Origin of the sequence: Microbacterium sp. ET2 (assembly GCF_030347395.1) — a bacterium.
GTDB classification, from domain to species: domain Bacteria; phylum Actinomycetota; class Actinomycetes; order Actinomycetales; family Microbacteriaceae; genus Microbacterium; species Microbacterium albipurpureum.
In genome coordinates, this window is the sequence record NZ_CP128170.1 from 2,599,444 (window position 1) to 2,614,568 (window position 15,125).

Below are 15,125 nucleotides of genomic sequence, written 5' to 3' on the forward strand. Positions count from 1 at the left end.
AGCTCCACCCGTATGCCGCTCTTTGGCACGGATGGGGTGCGGGGGCTGGCCAACGGCCCCCTCACCGCCGATCTCGCACTCACCCTGGCCCAGGCGACCGCGGTCGTCCTGGGCCAGGGCCGCACTGCCGAGGCGCGTCGCGCCGCCGGCAAGCGACTCACCGCCGTCGTCGCCCGCGACCCGCGCGTCTCGGGAGAGTTCCTCTCCGCGGCAGTTCAGGCCGGGCTGGCGTCATCCGGGGTCGATGTCTTCGATGCCGGTGTGCTGCCCACGCCCGCCGCGGCGTTCCTCATCGCCGACATCGACGCCGACTTCGGAGTGATGGTCTCGGCGTCGCACAACCCGGCGCCCGACAACGGCATCAAGATCTTCGCCCGGGGCGGCGTCAAGCTGCCCGACGTCGTCGAGCAGCGCATCGAATCCGCGATGGAGTGGGACAAGCTCCAGCCGACCGGCGCCGGCGTCGGCCGCATCCGCCGGTTCGCCGATGCCGAGGACCGCTACGTCGTGCACCTGCTGGGCTCGCTCGAGCACCGGCTCGACGGCATCCACGTCGTGCTCGACTGCGCGCATGGCGCGGCCTCGGGGGTCTCGCCCGAGACGTTCCGCGACGCCGGAGCGCGCGTCACCGTCATCGGCGCAGACCCCGACGGACTGAACATCAACGACGGGGTGGGCTCGACGCACCTGTCGCAGCTGGCTGCGGCGGTGCGTGACGCGGGCGCCGACCTCGGCATCGCCCACGACGGCGACGCCGACCGCTGCCTGGCCGTCGACGCCGACGGCAACGTCATCGACGGGGACCAGATCATGGCCATCCTCGCGCTGGCGATGAAGCAGCGCGGCGCGCTCGCGCGCGACACGCTCGTCGCGACGGTGATGAGCAACCTCGGCCTGCATCGCGCGATGGCCGACCACGGCATCCGCGTGCTGCAGACCGCCGTCGGCGACCGCTACGTGCTGGAGGCGATGAACGAGGGCGGCTATTCGCTCGGCGGAGAGCAGTCGGGACACGTCATCATGAGCCGCTTCGCCACGACCGGCGACGGCCTCCTGACGGGCCTGCAGCTGGTGTCGGAGATGGCCCGCACCGGCAAGACGCTCGCCGAGCTCGCGTCGATCATGACGGTCTACCCGCAGATCCTCGTGAACGTGAAGGATGTCGACCGCTCGCGTGCCGCCGACGACGAGGGCGTGCAGGCGGCCGTGGCCGCGGCGGCCGCCGAGCTCGGCGACTCCGGTCGCGTGCTCCTCCGCCCGAGCGGCACCGAGCAGCTCGTGCGCGTGATGGTCGAGGCCGCCGACGAGGCGACCGCGCGACGGCACGCCGAGCAGCTCGCCGACGTCGTGCGGGAGCGCCTGGCGCTCTAGCTGTAGTGCCCAGGCAGGTTGTTTGAGATCCGGCTGATGGGCGGGAGCTTTCCGATGGCGGTGTGGGGCCTGTGGTGATTGTAGAAGTGCAGCCAGGCGGGAAGAGCGGCGCGGCGGGCTGACTCGGAGTTGTAGTGCTTCGAGTAAGCCCAGCCGTCGGCCATGGTGCGGTGGAAGCGCTCGATCTTCCCGTTGGTCTGTGGGCGGCGGGGGCGGATGAACTTCGGTGTGATCGCCAGCTCTTGGCAGGCGTGCCGCCAGGCGTGGGATCGGTAGGCCGATCCGTTGTCAGAGAGCACCCGTTCGACGATGACGCCGCGGTCGGCGAACCAGGATGTGGCGCGTTGCAGCACGCCGATCGCGGTGGTCGCGCGTTCGTCGTCGTGGATCTCGGCGTAGGCCACGCGGGAGTGGTCATCGATCACGGTGTGGACGAACGCGTGCCCGAGGAGAGGGTCGCGGTTCTTGCCCTTGCGGCGGTTCAGGTCGGACGCGGCCCTGTTGCGGTCCCCCTGAGCGCGCCCGACGAACCGCCAGCCACCGCCGATCGGGATGTTGCCGAGCTTCTTCACGTCCACGTGGATCAGGGCGCCGGGGCTGTCGTGCTCGTATCGTCGGGCCGGTTCCCCGGTCCTCACGTCGACATGCGAGAGCCGGTTGAGTCGGCAGCGCACCAACACCGCGTGGACCGTCGACGCGCTCAACCCGAGCCGGCCAGCGATCTGCACCGGCCCGAGACGCTTGCGCAAGCGCAGATGCACGATCTTCTTCACGACGGGCCGGGGAGTCTGGTTCGGGTGCACGTGCGGTCTGCTCGAGCGATCGACCATGCCCTCCGGCCCGAGCTCGACATACCGCCTGGCCCATTTCGTCGCGGTCGGATACGACACCCGGAAGAACCGGGCGGCCGCCGCCACGGACCAACCCTCATCGACGATCTGCTTTGCCAGGCGCAGCCTTTGGCGCGGCGTGAGGGCCGCATTAGCGTGAGACACGAGAACCTCCCGGGTTTCAGAGCGAAGTGGTAGCAGCTCCACTCTGCCGGGAGGTTCTCGTCACATCACGGCAACCAGGTCAAACAACGTCCCTGGGCACTACATCTAGCGCGCTGCTTCGCCGTCGCCGCCGCGCGCGGCGGACCTTCGGGCAGCGCGGCGCCACGCCTGGTGCTGTAGCGCGCCGCCGCGCACCGACCACCGCGCTATGCGCCGACCGCCGCGCCGCGCGTCCGTGCCCGCCGATCGCAGCCGGTGTCCACCCATCCCCGCCGAACCACCGCATCTGCATCGAGCCGCCGTCCCCGGCGAGGTGGCTCGACGCGATCGCGGTGGCTCGCCGGGGCGGGAGACCGCCGCGCGCGAGCGGCGGGCCTTCGCGCAGCGTGGGTGTAGATGGGTCAGTCCAGCGGGGGAGGAGCCGCGGCGCGGGCGAGCGCGGGACGGGCGAGCGCGGGACGGGAAGCGACGGGGAGTGCGCGGGGGCGGGGCGCGACGGGGCACTTGTCAAGGGGTGGGCGCGCGGCATCCGCTCTTCCGTACGGTGTGCGGATGCCCTACGACGACACCGCCTCGACGACCCCTGCCTCCGGCCCCGCCGCGGCGACGCCGCAGGAGGGCACGAAGCTGCGCCGGGCCATCACCGGCCCCATGCTGTTCCTGTTCGTGCTCGGCGACGTCCTCGGGGCGGGGATCTACGCGCTGATGGGCGTGCTCGCCGCCGAGGTGGGCGGCGCCACGTGGATCCCGCTGGCCGTCGCGCTCGGGCTCGCCCTCCTCACCGCGGGGTCGTACGCCGAGCTCGTCACCAAGTACCCGCGCGCGGGCGGGTCGGCCTACTTCGCCGAGAAGGCGTACAAGAAGCCGGTGGTGTCGTTCCTCGTCGGCTTCAGCATGCTGGCCGCCGGTGTCGTCAGCGTCGCGGGCCTGTCGCTCGCCTTCGCCGGCGACTACCTCTCGGCGTTCGTGCCGATCGCGCCGCCCGTCGCCGCGATCGGGCTCATCGCCGTGCTGGCGCTGGTGAACATGTGGGGCATCCGCGAATCGATGGCGGGCAACATCGTCATGACGATCATCGAGGTGTCGGGTCTCGTGCTCATCGTCGTCGCCGTCGGCCTCATGCTCGGCGGCGGGGGAGGCGACCTCTCGCGCATCGGAGAGTTCCCGGCCGGGGTGAACCCGGCGCTCGCGACCCTCGCCGCGGCGATCATCGCGTATTACTCCTTTGTGGGGTTCGAGACCTCCGCGAACGTGGCCGAAGAGCTGAAGAACCCGTCGCGGTCGTATCCGATCGCTCTCCTCGGCTCGCTCGCGGTCGCCGGCGTCGTCTACGTGCTCGTGGCGATGGCGAGTGCCGCCGCGCTTCCCGCCGACGAGCTCGCCGCGTCATCCGGTCCTCTGCTGGCGGTGTTCGAGGCGACGGGCGTGCCGCTGCCGACGGTGATCTTCAGCATCATCGCGCTCATCGCGATCGCCAACGGCGCGCTCCTGACCTCGATCATGTCGAGCCGTCTCGCGTACGGGATGGCCGACCGCGGCCTGCTTCCCCACGCGCTCGCGCGCGTGCTGCCCGGACGGAAGACCCCGTGGGTCGCCATCGTCGTGACGGCGGCGATCGCCGCGGTGCTCACCCTGCTCGGCGACCTCGCCACCCTCGCCGAGACGGTGGTGCTGCTCCTTCTCGTCGTCTTCATCTCGACCAACGTCGCGGTGCTGGTGCTGCGCCGAGACCGGGTCGAGCACCGGCACTTCCGCGTGTGGACGTGGGTCCCCGTCGCCGGGGTGCTCTCGTGCATCCTGCTGCTCACCCAGCAGAGTGCGCAGGTGTGGCTCTTCGGCGCCATCGCGCTGGCGGTCGGGCTCGTGCTCTACGCGGTGATGCGGGCGATCGGGGCGCGCGCTACGGTCGAGGAGTGACCCGACACACACCGCTCCGGCGCGGTGCGGCCGCCTCCGCCCTCGCCGCCCTCGCCGCCCTCACTCTCGCTCTCGGCGGCTGCGCCGCCGAAGCCACCACCACCTCGGCCGCGGTCGATGCGCCGAGCATGTCGGTGCAGGCATCGCCCGAGGCATCCGTCGTCCCCTCCGTGTCGGCGGTCGATGTCGCGGCGGGTGAGCTCGACGAACCTGTGGACGTCTCCGTCGACCCGGGCGTCGAGGGGGTGGGCGTGACATTCCGCGAGATCACGCTGCAGCCCGGCGCCGGCACGGGCGAGCACTGCCACGCCGGCCAGCTGATCGCGGTGGTGAAGGAGGGCGCGCTCACCCACTACGCCCCCACCCACCCCGACGGGGTGCGCGTCTACGAGACCGGCGAGGCGATCATCGAGGGCGCCGAGTACGTGCACCAGGGCGTCAACGAGGGCGACATCCCCGTCGTGCTGTGGGTGACGTACGTGATCCCCGAGGGGGAGCCGCTGGCCGAGACCGACCTGGCGAACTGCGGCTGAGCGTCAGACGTCGGCGTCCGCCGGGGCCGTGCTCCAGGACAGCGACTCGATGTAGCGCAGCAGCACGCCCTCCCGGAGGGCCCACGGCGAGATCTCGAGCTCGTCGATCTTCAGCATCGACATCGCGGTGTCGAGCACCACGGCGGCCGCGACGATCTGGAACGTGCGGTCGGCGGTGATGCCCGGCAGCTCCTGACGCGCGCTCGCGGGGATGCGGGCGAGCCGCGGGATCCACGACGCCAGTGCGGCGCGGGGGAGCAGCATCCGTTCGCTCCCGGTCCAGCCGGGGACGGGGTACCCGGCGAGCTTCGCCAGCGAGCGGATCGCCTTCGACGACCCCACGACGTGATCGGGCTTGTCGAGCGCGCGGAAGCGGCCGATGACCGGCTCGAGGGTGGCCTTCGCATGCGCGCGCACGCGCTCGACGGCGTCCTCGCCGGGCGGGTCGTCGGGCATGAACTGCACCGTCATGCGTCCCGCTCCCAGAGGGACGGATGCTGCCGCTTCCGGCAGTTCGTCAGACCCGGCCGCGATCTCGAGCGAACCGCCGCCGATGTCGAACAGGAGGATCTGCCCGGCCGACCAGCCGAACCACCGCCGGACGGCGAGGAAGGTGTACCGCGCCTCAGCCTCACCGCCGAGCACCTGAAGGGGCGCGCCGAGCGCGGCCTCGAGGCGTGCGATGACCTCGGGCCCGTTCGTCGCCTCGCGGACGGCGGAGGTGGCGGTCGCCAGCAGCTCCTCGACCTTCTCGTCGGCGGCGACCCGGCGCGCCTCGGCGACGGCGTCGACGAGTGCCGTCACGCCCTCCTCGGTGATCGAGCCGTCGGGGGCGAGGTAGCGCATGAGGCGCAGCACCGTCCGCCGACTGGTCGTACCCAGCGGGCGCCCGCCGGGCTTCACATCGGCGACGAGCAGGTGGACGGTGTTCGAGCCGATGTCGAGGACTCCGAGGCGCACGGCTTCAGGCTAGCGGGCGGTGGTTGGGGGTGCGGCGCGGGCGCTGTGCCGAACTCCTGCAATTCGGGGCGCGGGGCGCCGAAACGGGCCGTTTTCGGCGGTGCGGGGCCGGTTCTGCAGGAGTTACGGACGGGCGGCGCGGCGCACCTCCTCACATTCGCGGCCTTCGGGCCGGATTCGGCCGGGTTCGGCGCGTCGGCGGCCGAATCTGGGGAGTTGTGACGCCGCCGACCCCGCGGCGGCCCGGCAACGGGGCGGCCGGTGGTTACGATGAGCGCCATGTCTGTCGACGAAGCGACCACCGACCTGGCCCTCTCGCTGTACCGGGAGATCGCCCGCGAAGACTGGGCGCGGATGGCTGCGGGCATCCCGCAGCCCCTCAGCGAGACGGAGGTCGTGCAGCTGCGCGGGCTCGGCGACCGGCTCGACATCGCCGAGGTCGCCGAGGTGTACCTGCCGCTGTCGCGCCTGCTCTCGCTGTACGCCCAGGCCACCAAGCGCCTCGGCGCCGAGACGAGCGCGTTCCTCGGCGAGGCCGACACCACCACACCCTTCGTCATCGGCGTCGCCGGGTCGGTCGCGGTGGGCAAGTCGACCATCGCCCGCCTGCTGCGCGAGCTCGTCAGTCGCTGGCCCGGCACGCCGCGCGTCGAGCTCGTCACCACCGACGGCTTCCTCTACCCCAACGCCGAGCTCGAGCGACGCGGGCTCATGGCACGCAAGGGCTTCCCGGAGTCGTACGACCGGCGCGCCCTCGTGGAGTTCCTCACCGACGTCAAGAGCGGGGCGGTCGAGGCGCGCGCGCCGTTCTACTCCCACGTCAAGTACGACATCGTCCCCGACGCGCACGTGACGGTGCGCCGCCCCGACGTCGTGATCGTCGAGGGGTTGAACGTCCTGCAGCCGCCGCCGGCGCCGAATGACGTCGCCGTCAGCGACCTGTTCGACTTCTCCATCTACGTCGATGCCGACGCCTCCGACATCGAGTCGTGGTTCGTGGCGCGCTTCCTCGCCCTGCGGCACGCGGCGTTCAGCGACCCGAACTCGTTCTTCCGCGTCTTCGCCGAGCTGAGTGACGACGAAGCGGTGACCACCGCGCTCGGCTACTGGAACGACATCAACCTTCCGAACCTCGAGGCGAACGTGCTGCCCACACGGCATCGCGCGACGCTCGTGCTGCGCAAGGCCGCCTCGCACGCCGTCGAGAGTGTGCTGCTGCGGAAGCTCTGAGTCAGCGCTTCCGCCCGCTGAGGCGCGGGTTCGCGCCGAAGACGCGCGCGAGCAGCAAGCCCATGCCCACCGCGCCGACCGCGAACGCGATCCGCTCCGACCTCCAGCGCGTGCCGCGATGCAGCCACGTGCCGAGCGCGAGGTTGGACATGCCCCAGGCGACGTTGACGACCGGGGACGACAATCCCTGCCCCGGTGGGTCGGCGAACGGGGTCGGGAACGGCTGACCGCGAAGGCCGCTCACCGTGTGCGGGACGCCGTTCACCAGCGCGGCGCCGCTGAGGGCCAGTCGCATCATTCCACCCAGACTCATCGCTGCTCCCCACGTCGCACTCGGTTGCCTCGAGCCTAGGAAGGGGCGCGCGTGTCGCGGAAGGGGTTGCGCCCGGGAGGGAATCGGCGCACGGGAGGACCCGCCGCGCCGCGGCATCCGCTCCTGTGTCTATCTCCTCCCGTGTGCGGGCGGGGTTGAGACGGCGAGGCGGCGACGGACAGGGTGATTGATGGATGGCGGCGGGCACCCGCGGCTCGCGCGCCACGCCACGCCCGACGATCGGCGCGGGGCGGGCGCTCAGCCTCGCCCACTTACGATGGAGCCCATGTGTGGAATCGTCGGATACGTCGGCCCTCGCCAGAGCCAGGCCATCCTCCTCTCCGGGCTCTCGCGACTGGAATACCGCGGATACGACTCCGCCGGCATCGCCGTCATCGACGGCGGCGGAGATCTGGGCATGCGCAAGCGTGCCGGCAAGCTCGGCATCCTCCGCGACGACCTGGAGTCCCACCCGCTCGCCGACGGCACCACCGGCATCGGGCACACCCGGTGGGCGACCCACGGCGGACCCACCGACGACAACGCCCACCCGCACCTGGCCGATGACGACAGGCTCGCCGTCATCCACAACGGCATCATCGAGAACTACGCCGCCCTGAAGTCCGAGCTCCTCGCCGAGGACTACACCTTCAAGAGCGAGACCGACACCGAGGTCGCCGCCGTGCTCCTCGGTCGCGCGTACCGCGCCCGGGGCGGTGACCTCGTCGCCGCGTTCCGCGATGTCGCCGCGCGCCTGGAGGGTGCGTTCACCCTCCTCGCCATGCACCGCGACCAGCCGGGCCTCGTCGTCGGCGCCCGCCGCAACTCGCCGCTCGTCATCGGGCTCGGCGAGGGGGAGAACTTCCTCGCCTCCGACGTCGCCGCCTTCGTCGAGCACACGCGCGACGCCCTCGCGATCGGACAGGACGAGATCGTCGCCATCACGCCCGAGGGCGTGGAGGTCACCGACTTCGACGGCAACGCGGTCGAGGTCGAGCGGTTCGAAGTGACCTGGGACGCCTCGGCCGCCGACAAGGGCGGCTGGTCGTCGTTCATGGCCAAGGAGGTCTCGGAGGAGCCCGAGGCCGTGGCGAACACGCTGCGCGGTCGCATCCGTGACGGTGTCGTCACCATCCCCGAACTGGACGGGCTCGACGACCTGTTCAGCGGCATCTCGCGCATCATCATCATCGCCTGCGGCACCGCCGCCTATGCCGGGATGACCGGGAAGTACGCCCTCGAGCAGTGGGCGCGGGTGCCGGTCGACGTCGAGCTCGCGCACGAGTTCCGCTACCGCGACCCGGTCCTGACCCCCGACACGCTCGTAGTGTCGATCAGCCAGTCGGGCGAGACCATGGACACCCTCATGGCCGTGAAGTACGCCCGCGAACAGGGCGCGAAGACCGTGTCGATCTGCAACACACAGGGCGCGACGATCCCGCGCGAATCGGACGCGATCGTCTACACCCACGCCGGCCCCGAGGTCGCCGTCGCCTCGACGAAGGCGTTCGTCGCGCAGATCACCGCGCTGTACCTGCTGGCCCTGCACATCGCGGGGCTGCGCGGTACGCTCGGCGCCGCCGAGATCGCCGAGCAGGCGCGCGAGCTCGAAGCGGTGCCCGAGAAGATCGCGCACATCCTCGCCACCGAGCAGGAGCGCATCGAGCAGCTCGCGCACTGGATGGGTGACACCCGCTCGGTGCTCTTCCTCGGCCGGCACGTGGGCTATCCCATCGCCCTTGAGGGTGCGCTGAAGCTCAAGGAGATCTCGTACATCCACGCCGAGGGCTTCGCCGCCGGTGAGCTCAAGCACGGACCCATCGCGCTCATCGAGCCCGGACAGCCCGTCTTCGTCATCGTCCCCTCGCCGCGCGGATCGGCGGTGCTGCACCCGAAGGTCGTCTCGAACATCGAGGAGATCAAGGCCCGCGGCGCGCGAGTGATCGCGATCGCCGAGGAGGGCGATGTCGCGGTGCTGCCCTCCGCCGACGAGGTGCTGCGCATCCCGCTCGCGGGACCGCTCTTCGAGCCGCTTCTGGCCGTCGTGCCGTTGCACATCTTCGCGATGGGCCTCGCCACCGCCAAGGGTCTCGACGTCGACCAGCCGCGCAACCTCGCCAAGTCGGTCACGGTCGAGTAAGGCGCATCGCCTTCTGCCGTCCGCAACTCCTGCAGAATCGGCCGTGCGGGTCTGATCTCAGGGCCTGAGGCGGCCCAGGCCGGCGTTCTGCAGGAGTTCGGGACACGTGCCGGCCGGCAGTGCCCCCGCGCTCGACGCCGCGCCGCCGTTGATAGGGTGACAGCCGCGGGAGAGGAGAGCGGATGATCGCCGGCATCGGCGTCGACCTGGTCGACATCTCCCGCTTCGAAGCCACCCTCGACCGCACGCCGCGCCTTCTCGAGCGTCTCTTCTCCCCGGCCGAGCGGGCGCTGAAGCCCCGGTCGCTCGCCGCCCGCTACGCCGCCAAGGAAGCACTGATCAAGGCGCTCGGCGGCTCGGACGGCGTCTACTGGACCGACATCGAGGTGTGGAACGAGTCGTCGGGCCGCCCCCAGTTCACCCTGTCGGGAAGCACGGCCGATGTGATCGTCGACCGCGGGATCTCGTCGGTGCACCTGTCGATGTCGCACGACGCCGGCTTCGCCGTGGCGTACGTGATCGTCGAGACGAACGAAGGAGTGATCGGATGACGCGACTCCCCGCCGGCAGCATGCGCGAGGCCGTCATCGACGTCGGCGCGATCGCCGACAACGTCCGCCACTTCCGCCGCCTCACCGGCTCGGAGGTCATCGCCGTCGTCAAGGCCGACGGCTACGGTCACGGCGCGGCCCGCGCGGCGACCGCCGCGCTCGACGGTGGCGCGACCCGGCTCGGCGTCGCCGACATCACCGAGGCCCTGGCCCTTCGTCGCGCCGGCATCCGCGCCCCGATCATGGCGTGGCTGCACGCGCCCGGCGCGTCGTTCGCCGAGGCGGCGGCGCACGGCATCGAACTCGGCATCTCGACCCTCGACCAGCTGCAGGCAGCGGCGGCCGCCGCCTCCGGAGAGCGCTCGGTCGCGGTGCACCTCAAGGTCGAGACCGGGCTCTCGCGCAACGGCCTCACCCCGACCGACGCGCGCATCGCCTTCGCCGAGGCCGCGCGCCTCGAGCGGATCGGCAAGCTCCGGGTCATCGGCATCTTCAGCCACCTCTCCAACGCCTCCGCCGACGACGACCGGGCCGCGCTCGGTCGGTTCGAGCAGGCGCTCGGCGCCGCGGCCTCCCTGGGCCTTGCCCCGCCCCTTCGCCATCTCGCGGCCACGCATGCGGCCCTCGCTCTGCCGGAAACCCGTCTCGGCTGCGTGCGCATCGGCATCGGCATCTACGGACTGTCGCCCTTCGCCGACCGCGGGTCGGCCGAGCTCGGCCTCCGCCCCGCCATGACCCTGCGCGCGGCGGTCGCGAACGTGCGGCGCGTGCCCGCCGGCACGGGGGTGTCGTACGGCTACGACTACCGCACGCCCCGCGAGACCACGCTCGCGCTCGTGCCTCTCGGCTACGCCGACGGCGTGCCGCGGCAGGCGTCCGGGAGGGGGCCCGTCTCCATCGGGGGTCGCCGCTACGCCGTCGCCGGGCGCATCGCGATGGACCAGTTCGTCGTCGACGTCGGCGACGCCCCGGTCGCGATCGGCGACGAGGTCGTGCTCTTCGGCGATCCGACGCTCGGCGCTCCCGCCGCCGACGAGTGGGCCGCCGCCGCCGACACCATCAACTACGAGATCGTCACGCGCATCGGCGCGCGCGTCCCCCGCCGGCAGGTGGACGGATGACCGGACTCGACCCCCTCGTCGGAGAACGCGAGGTCTCCTCGTCAGCGGAGATGGAGGCGCTCGGCGAGGAGATGGGACGGATGCTGCGCGCCGGCGACCTGGTCGTCCTCACCGGTGCACTGGGGGCGGGGAAGACCACGCTGACCCGCGGGATCGGCCGCGGGCTCGGGGTGCGGGGGCCCGTGCAGAGTCCCACGTTCGTCCTGGCGCGGACGCACCCGTCGCTCGTGGGCGGAGCGCCGCTCGTGCACGTCGACGCCTACCGCCTCGGCTCGCCGCTCGAACTCGACGACCTCGACCTCGATGTCGAACGGTCGGTGGTGGTCGTGGAGTGGGGGCGCGGGATGGTGGAGGGTCTGCGGGACACCTGGTGGGAGGTAGAGCTCGACCGCGAGCTCGGCGGGCGCGGCGCCGACACGATGTGCGGCGGACCCTCGCGCGCCGTGGAAGAGCTCGACGCCGAGGCCCCGCGCGTCGTGACGGTCACCCGGCGGCCCTGAGGCACCCGGCGTCCCTGAGGCACCCGGCGGCCCTGAGGGCGCGCGGATCGACGGCCTCCGTCACCCGTGCCGCGGAGATACGCGCAGATTCGGTCGGATGCCGCTGAGGCGCCCGTGGGACGGAGGATCGCCGCGGGTGGGGCGAACCGGACCGGACCGGCGCGCCGCGGTGCGGCGCGGCGCGGCGCGGCGCGGTGCGGCGCCATTCAGCGCGCGCCCTGGCCCCCGCGCCGCGGACGGCTCAGCCGCCGAAGAACGCGTTCGCGCGGCGGGTGTAGAGCAGGATGAGGCCGATGATCGCCGGGAGGGCGGAGAAGAAGCCCGTCCAGAACGTCTCGGCGCCACCGATGATGAGCAGCACGGCGCTGACGATGTTCAACACGAACACGATCGTGACGACGAGGCGCGCTCCGGGACTGCCGCGCAGCAGCCCGATGCTCACCGCGATGACGATGACCCCGAGGATGATCGTCAGGATGGCGATCAGCACGAGGTTCAGCAGCGGTCCCTGTCCGAACGCCCCGCCGATGAGGATCAGCGCGCCGCCGAGGATGTTGAAGAAACCCGAGATCCACGCGAGAACGGCGACGATCGTGACGCCGACGGGACGAGACGCGGCCATGGCACTCTCCTTCTGGTTGTGTTCCACACCGGTGCTGCCCACACCGTAGCGCTCCTGCCCCCGCGGGCGCGACGGCTCGCCCGACTACCCTGGAGGGGTGATCCTCGGCATCGACACGTCCCTCGGAACCGCCGTCGCGGTGATCGAACCCGACGGCGTCGTGGTCGCCGTCGCCGACAGTTCGAACCCGCTCGGGCACGCCGAGGCGATCGGCGGTCTCCTGGAGCAGGTGCTCGCCCCGGCGGACGCGATCACGCACGTCGCTGTCGGCATGGGCCCGGGGCCCTTCACCGGGCTACGCGTGGGCATCGCCGCCGCCCGGGCCTTCGCCCTGGGACAACGTGAAGGTCGCGGCATCCCGCTCGTCCCGGTGCCGAGTCACGACGCCGCCGCCCTCAGTTTGCTGCTCGGGGACGCCGTCGCCGGCGCCGACGACACCGCACCCTTCGCCGTGGTCACCGACGCACGCCGGCGCGAGTTCGCGTACTCGGTCTTCGAGGGGACGGATGACGACGGCGTGGCCGTCCGCACCGCCGGACCCCTGCTCGCTCCCCGCGACGAGCTCGACGAGCGGCTGGCCGCGCTCGGCGCGGCGCGGCGGGATGTCACAGCGGTTCCTGCCGCGATGGTCGCGCTCGCGGCATCCCGGGCCCTGGCGGCAGGGCGCGAGCTCGCGACATCCGAACCTCTCTATCTGCGCTCGCCGGACGTGACCCTCCCCGGAGCCCCGAAGAAGGTGACCGCGTGAGCCTTCGCGCCGCGAGCGCCGACGATCTCGGCGCGATCATGGTGCTCGAGCGCGCCGCCTTCGGCGGCGACGCCTGGTCGGACGACGTCATGCGCGCAGAGCTCGCCTCCCCGCACACCTGGTACGTCGTCGCCGAGGAGGACGGGCGCCTGGTCGGGTACGCCGGGCTGCGCGCTCCGGCGGGCTCGAGGGATGCCGACGTGCAGACCATCGCACTCGACGAGACGGTGCGCGGGCGCGGGCTCGGGCGCGAGATCTTCCGGGCGCTGCTCGACGAGGCGGGTCGCCGCGGCGTCAGTGACGTGTTCCTCGACGTGCGGGACGACAACACCCCCGCGCAGAGCCTGTACACCTCCGAAGGGTTCGAGGCGATCGGGCGGCGCCCGAACTACTACCCGGGCGAGGGGGTCGACGCGATCGTGATGCGGCTGCGGCTCGCCGCGCGGGAAGGGGGCGCCGCATGAACCGGCGCGAGCCCCTCGTCCTCGGTATCGAGACGAGCTGCGACGAGACCGGGATCGGGATCGTCCGCGGCCGCACCCTGCTGTCGAACACGATCGCCAGCAGCATGGACGAGCACGCCCGCTACGGCGGGGTCGTGCCCGAGGTCGCCGCCCGTGCGCACCTCGAGGCGCTGCAGCCCGCGATCGAGGCGGCGCTCGCCGAGGCGAACGTGGGCCTCGACGACCTCGACGCCGTCGCCGTGACATCCGGCCCGGGGCTCGCCGGCGCGCTCATGGTCGGGATCGGTGCCGCGAAGGGCCTCGCCGTCTCCCTCGGTAAGCCGCTGTACGCGGTCAATCACCTCGTGGGACACATCGCCGCCGACATCCTCGATCAGGATGCCGGTCCCCTCGAATACCCCACCGTCGCCCTGCTCGTGAGCGGGGGGCACACCTCACTCCTGCTGGTGCGCGACCTCACCGGCGATGTCGAACTGCTCGGCGAGACCGTCGACGACGCTGCCGGCGAGGCGTTCGACAAGGTGGCGCGGGTGCTCGGGCTCCCGTACCCCGGGGGTCCCGAGATCGATCGCGCCGCGGCATCCGGAGACCCCACGGCCATCCCTTTCCCGCGGGGGCTGTCCCGGGCATCCGACATGGCCGCGCACCGCTACGACTTCTCCTTCTCAGGGTTGAAGACCGCGGTCGCCCGGTTCGCCGAGGCGAACCCGGAGATGCTGGCGGATGACGCCGGGCGCGCCGACATCGCCGCATCGTTCCGTGAGGCGGTGGTCGACGTGCTGGTGACGAAGGCGCTCAACGCCTGCCGCGATCACGGTGTGCCGCGCCTGCTCCTGGGCGGCGGGGTGATCGCCAACCGGCGCCTGCGCGAGGTCGCGCTCGCGCGCGCGGCGGCGGCCGGGGTGGCCGTGCGCATCCCGCCGTTCTCGCTGTGCACCGACAACGGCGCGATGATCGCCGCGCTCGCCGCCGAGCTGATCGCCTCCGGGGCCGAGCCCTCGGCCCTGGGGTTCGGGGCGGACTCGACGCTGCCGGTCACCGAGATCCAGGTGGCGGTACTTGAAGCAAGCCCCGGAGGGGCGCGGCCCGAAGCGGGCCCCGGAGGGGCGCGGCCCGAGGGAGCGCGGTCATGAGCACCCCGGAGCCCCCCGCGCCGGGCGCCCCCCGCATCGAGCCCCCGACTGAGGACGTCGCCCCCGTCGGCGAGGAGTCGGTGCTCCCCGGCCACCACCGGGGCGGCTTCCACCGAGCGCCCACGGCGCCCACGGACATCGCCGTCACGGCGACGGGCCCGAGCCCCGACCCCGAACCGCTCGTGCTGTGGGCGCCCCGGGAAGACCCTCCGCCGCGCGCGGCGCTCGCCGCCTGGGCGCTCTTCTTCTCCGTCGTCGGACTGGTGGTCTCGCTCTTCGTGGGGTGGGGGTTCCTTCTCGGCCTCGTCGGTGTGGTGACGGGGATCGTGGCGCTCTTCCGTCCCCTCGAGAGCCGCCGCATGGCCGGATGGGCGATCGCCCTCGGCATCCTCTCCCTCGTCTACAGCGCCGGCTGGCTGTGGTTCGCCGCGACGCAGGCCGAGCTCTTCGCCTGATCCGCGCGCCCCGCCCCGCCCCGCCCGCCTCCACCGCCACCCCTCCGTTTGGGGCGCGTTTCTCCGGTTGGG

The 15,125-nt window shown here is 72.1% G+C and carries 16 protein-coding genes; 12 read left to right on the forward strand and 4 right to left on the reverse strand.

The annotated features are described in order from the left end of the window. Positions 1–12 precede the first annotated feature (12 nt). Complete coding sequence (gene glmM / locus QSU92_RS12665; RefSeq protein WP_289262412.1) at positions 13–1,371, forward strand: phosphoglucosamine mutase; 1,359 nt, start codon at positions 13–15, stop codon at positions 1,369–1,371. Here the strand turns inward: glmM and QSU92_RS12670 are convergent. Continuing rightward, positions 1,368–2,366 (reverse strand): IS481 family transposase, encoded by a 999-nt coding sequence (locus tag QSU92_RS12670; protein ID WP_289262414.1) that lies wholly within the window; start codon positions 2,364–2,366, stop codon positions 1,368–1,370. The genes glmM and QSU92_RS12670 overlap by 4 nt on opposite strands. 552 nt (positions 2,367–2,918) lie before the next feature. Here QSU92_RS12670 and QSU92_RS12675 point away from each other — a divergent pair. Together QSU92_RS12675 and QSU92_RS12680 are read left to right on the forward strand one after the other, a co-directional pair. After that, positions 2,919–4,283 carry an APC family permease gene (locus tag QSU92_RS12675; protein WP_422880378.1) on the forward strand — a complete coding sequence of 455 codons (1,365 nt, stop codon included), beginning with the start codon at positions 2,919–2,921 and terminating at the stop codon, positions 4,281–4,283. Further along, positions 4,280–4,816, forward strand: a complete 537-nt coding sequence (locus tag QSU92_RS12680; protein WP_289262416.1) for a cupin domain-containing protein — start codon at positions 4,280–4,282, stop codon at positions 4,814–4,816. The genes QSU92_RS12675 and QSU92_RS12680 overlap by 4 nt, the downstream gene beginning before the upstream one ends. A gap of 3 nt (positions 4,817–4,819) precedes the next feature. Here QSU92_RS12680 and QSU92_RS12685 read toward each other — a convergent pair whose 3' ends face one another. After that, entirely contained in the window at positions 4,820–5,776 is a 957-nt protein-coding gene (locus tag QSU92_RS12685; RefSeq protein WP_289262418.1) for a Ppx/GppA phosphatase family protein, read from the reverse strand. A gap of 279 nt (positions 5,777–6,055) precedes the next feature. Between QSU92_RS12685 and coaA the strand changes: the two genes are divergently transcribed. After that, positions 6,056–7,006, forward strand: coding sequence for a type I pantothenate kinase (gene coaA, locus QSU92_RS12690; RefSeq protein ID WP_289262420.1), 951 nt, complete (start codon positions 6,056–6,058; stop codon positions 7,004–7,006). A 1-nt stretch (position 7,007) separates the two neighbouring features. On the opposite strand, the gene QSU92_RS12695 is transcribed toward coaA, so the two are convergent. Continuing rightward, complete coding sequence (locus QSU92_RS12695) at positions 7,008–7,319, reverse strand: hypothetical protein (protein WP_289262422.1); 312 nt, start codon at positions 7,317–7,319, stop codon at positions 7,008–7,010. Between the two features lie 286 nt (positions 7,320–7,605). Here QSU92_RS12695 and glmS point away from each other — a divergent pair, with 286 nt between their 5' ends. The 4 genes from glmS (at position 7,606) to tsaE (ending at position 11,631) form a co-directional block, all read left to right on the forward strand. Beyond that, positions 7,606–9,459: a glutamine--fructose-6-phosphate transaminase (isomerizing) gene (gene glmS, locus QSU92_RS12700; RefSeq protein ID WP_289262424.1), complete on the forward strand. Its 1,854-nt coding sequence runs from the start codon at positions 7,606–7,608 to the stop codon at positions 9,457–9,459. Positions 9,460–9,641: 182 nt separating this feature from the next. Continuing rightward, complete coding sequence (locus QSU92_RS12705) at positions 9,642–10,010, forward strand: holo-ACP synthase (protein WP_289262426.1); 369 nt, start codon at positions 9,642–9,644, stop codon at positions 10,008–10,010. Beyond that, complete coding sequence (gene alr, locus QSU92_RS12710; RefSeq protein WP_289262428.1) at positions 10,007–11,131, forward strand: alanine racemase; 1,125 nt, start codon at positions 10,007–10,009, stop codon at positions 11,129–11,131. Before QSU92_RS12705 ends, alr begins: the two co-directional genes overlap by 4 nt. Continuing rightward, positions 11,128–11,631 carry a tRNA (adenosine(37)-N6)-threonylcarbamoyltransferase complex ATPase subunit type 1 TsaE gene (gene tsaE, locus QSU92_RS12715; protein WP_289262430.1) on the forward strand — a complete coding sequence of 168 codons (504 nt, stop codon included), beginning with the start codon at positions 11,128–11,130 and terminating at the stop codon, positions 11,629–11,631. The genes alr and tsaE overlap by 4 nt, the downstream gene beginning before the upstream one ends. 241 nt (positions 11,632–11,872) lie before the next feature. On the opposite strand, the gene QSU92_RS12720 is transcribed toward tsaE, so the two are convergent. Then, positions 11,873–12,253 (reverse strand): hypothetical protein, encoded by a 381-nt coding sequence (locus QSU92_RS12720; protein ID WP_289262432.1) that lies wholly within the window; start codon positions 12,251–12,253, stop codon positions 11,873–11,875. Positions 12,254–12,350: 97 nt separating this feature from the next. Here QSU92_RS12720 and tsaB point away from each other — a divergent pair, with 97 nt between their 5' ends. Genes tsaB through QSU92_RS12740 form a run of 4 tightly spaced genes read left to right on the forward strand, consistent with a single transcriptional unit; the run spans position 12,351 to position 15,053 of the window. Beyond that, positions 12,351–13,001 carry a tRNA (adenosine(37)-N6)-threonylcarbamoyltransferase complex dimerization subunit type 1 TsaB gene (gene tsaB / locus QSU92_RS12725; RefSeq protein WP_289262434.1) on the forward strand — a complete coding sequence of 217 codons (651 nt, stop codon included), beginning with the start codon at positions 12,351–12,353 and terminating at the stop codon, positions 12,999–13,001. Next, entirely contained in the window at positions 12,998–13,465 is a 468-nt protein-coding gene (rimI, locus tag QSU92_RS12730) for a ribosomal protein S18-alanine N-acetyltransferase (RefSeq protein WP_289262436.1), read from the forward strand. Before tsaB ends, rimI begins: the two co-directional genes overlap by 4 nt. After that, complete coding sequence (tsaD, locus tag QSU92_RS12735; protein ID WP_289262438.1) at positions 13,462–14,598, forward strand: tRNA (adenosine(37)-N6)-threonylcarbamoyltransferase complex transferase subunit TsaD; 1,137 nt, start codon at positions 13,462–13,464, stop codon at positions 14,596–14,598. Before rimI ends, tsaD begins: the two co-directional genes overlap by 4 nt. Further along, complete coding sequence (locus QSU92_RS12740; protein ID WP_289262441.1) at positions 14,595–15,053, forward strand: hypothetical protein; 459 nt, start codon at positions 14,595–14,597, stop codon at positions 15,051–15,053. Before tsaD ends, QSU92_RS12740 begins: the two co-directional genes overlap by 4 nt. Positions 15,054–15,125 lie beyond the last annotated feature (72 nt).

Excerpts from the sequence above, each read along its gene's own strand:
- tsaD (WP_289262438.1), top strand. The coding sequence starts at position 13,462 with ATGAACCGGCGCGAGCCCCTCGTCCTCGGTATCGAGACGAGCTGCGAC.
- alr (WP_289262428.1), top strand. The coding sequence starts at position 10,007 with ATGACGCGACTCCCCGCCGGCAGCATGCGCGAGGCCGTCATCGACGTC.
- QSU92_RS12675 (WP_422880378.1), top strand. The coding sequence starts at position 2,919 with ATGCCCTACGACGACACCGCCTCGACGACCCCTGCCTCCGGCCCCGCC.
- coaA (WP_289262420.1), top strand. The coding sequence starts at position 6,056 with ATGTCTGTCGACGAAGCGACCACCGACCTGGCCCTCTCGCTGTACCGG.
- QSU92_RS12720 (WP_289262432.1), bottom strand. The coding sequence starts at position 12,253 with ATGGCCGCGTCTCGTCCCGTCGGCGTCACGATCGTCGCCGTTCTCGCG.
- glmS (WP_289262424.1), top strand. The coding sequence starts at position 7,606 with ATGTGTGGAATCGTCGGATACGTCGGCCCTCGCCAGAGCCAGGCCATC.
- QSU92_RS12705 (WP_289262426.1), top strand. The coding sequence starts at position 9,642 with ATGATCGCCGGCATCGGCGTCGACCTGGTCGACATCTCCCGCTTCGAA.
- QSU92_RS12740 (WP_289262441.1), top strand. The coding sequence starts at position 14,595 with ATGAGCACCCCGGAGCCCCCCGCGCCGGGCGCCCCCCGCATCGAGCCC.
- glmM (WP_289262412.1), top strand. The coding sequence starts at position 13 with ATGCCGCTCTTTGGCACGGATGGGGTGCGGGGGCTGGCCAACGGCCCC.
- QSU92_RS12695 (WP_289262422.1), bottom strand. The coding sequence starts at position 7,319 with ATGAGTCTGGGTGGAATGATGCGACTGGCCCTCAGCGGCGCCGCGCTG.
- tsaE (WP_289262430.1), top strand. The coding sequence starts at position 11,128 with ATGACCGGACTCGACCCCCTCGTCGGAGAACGCGAGGTCTCCTCGTCA.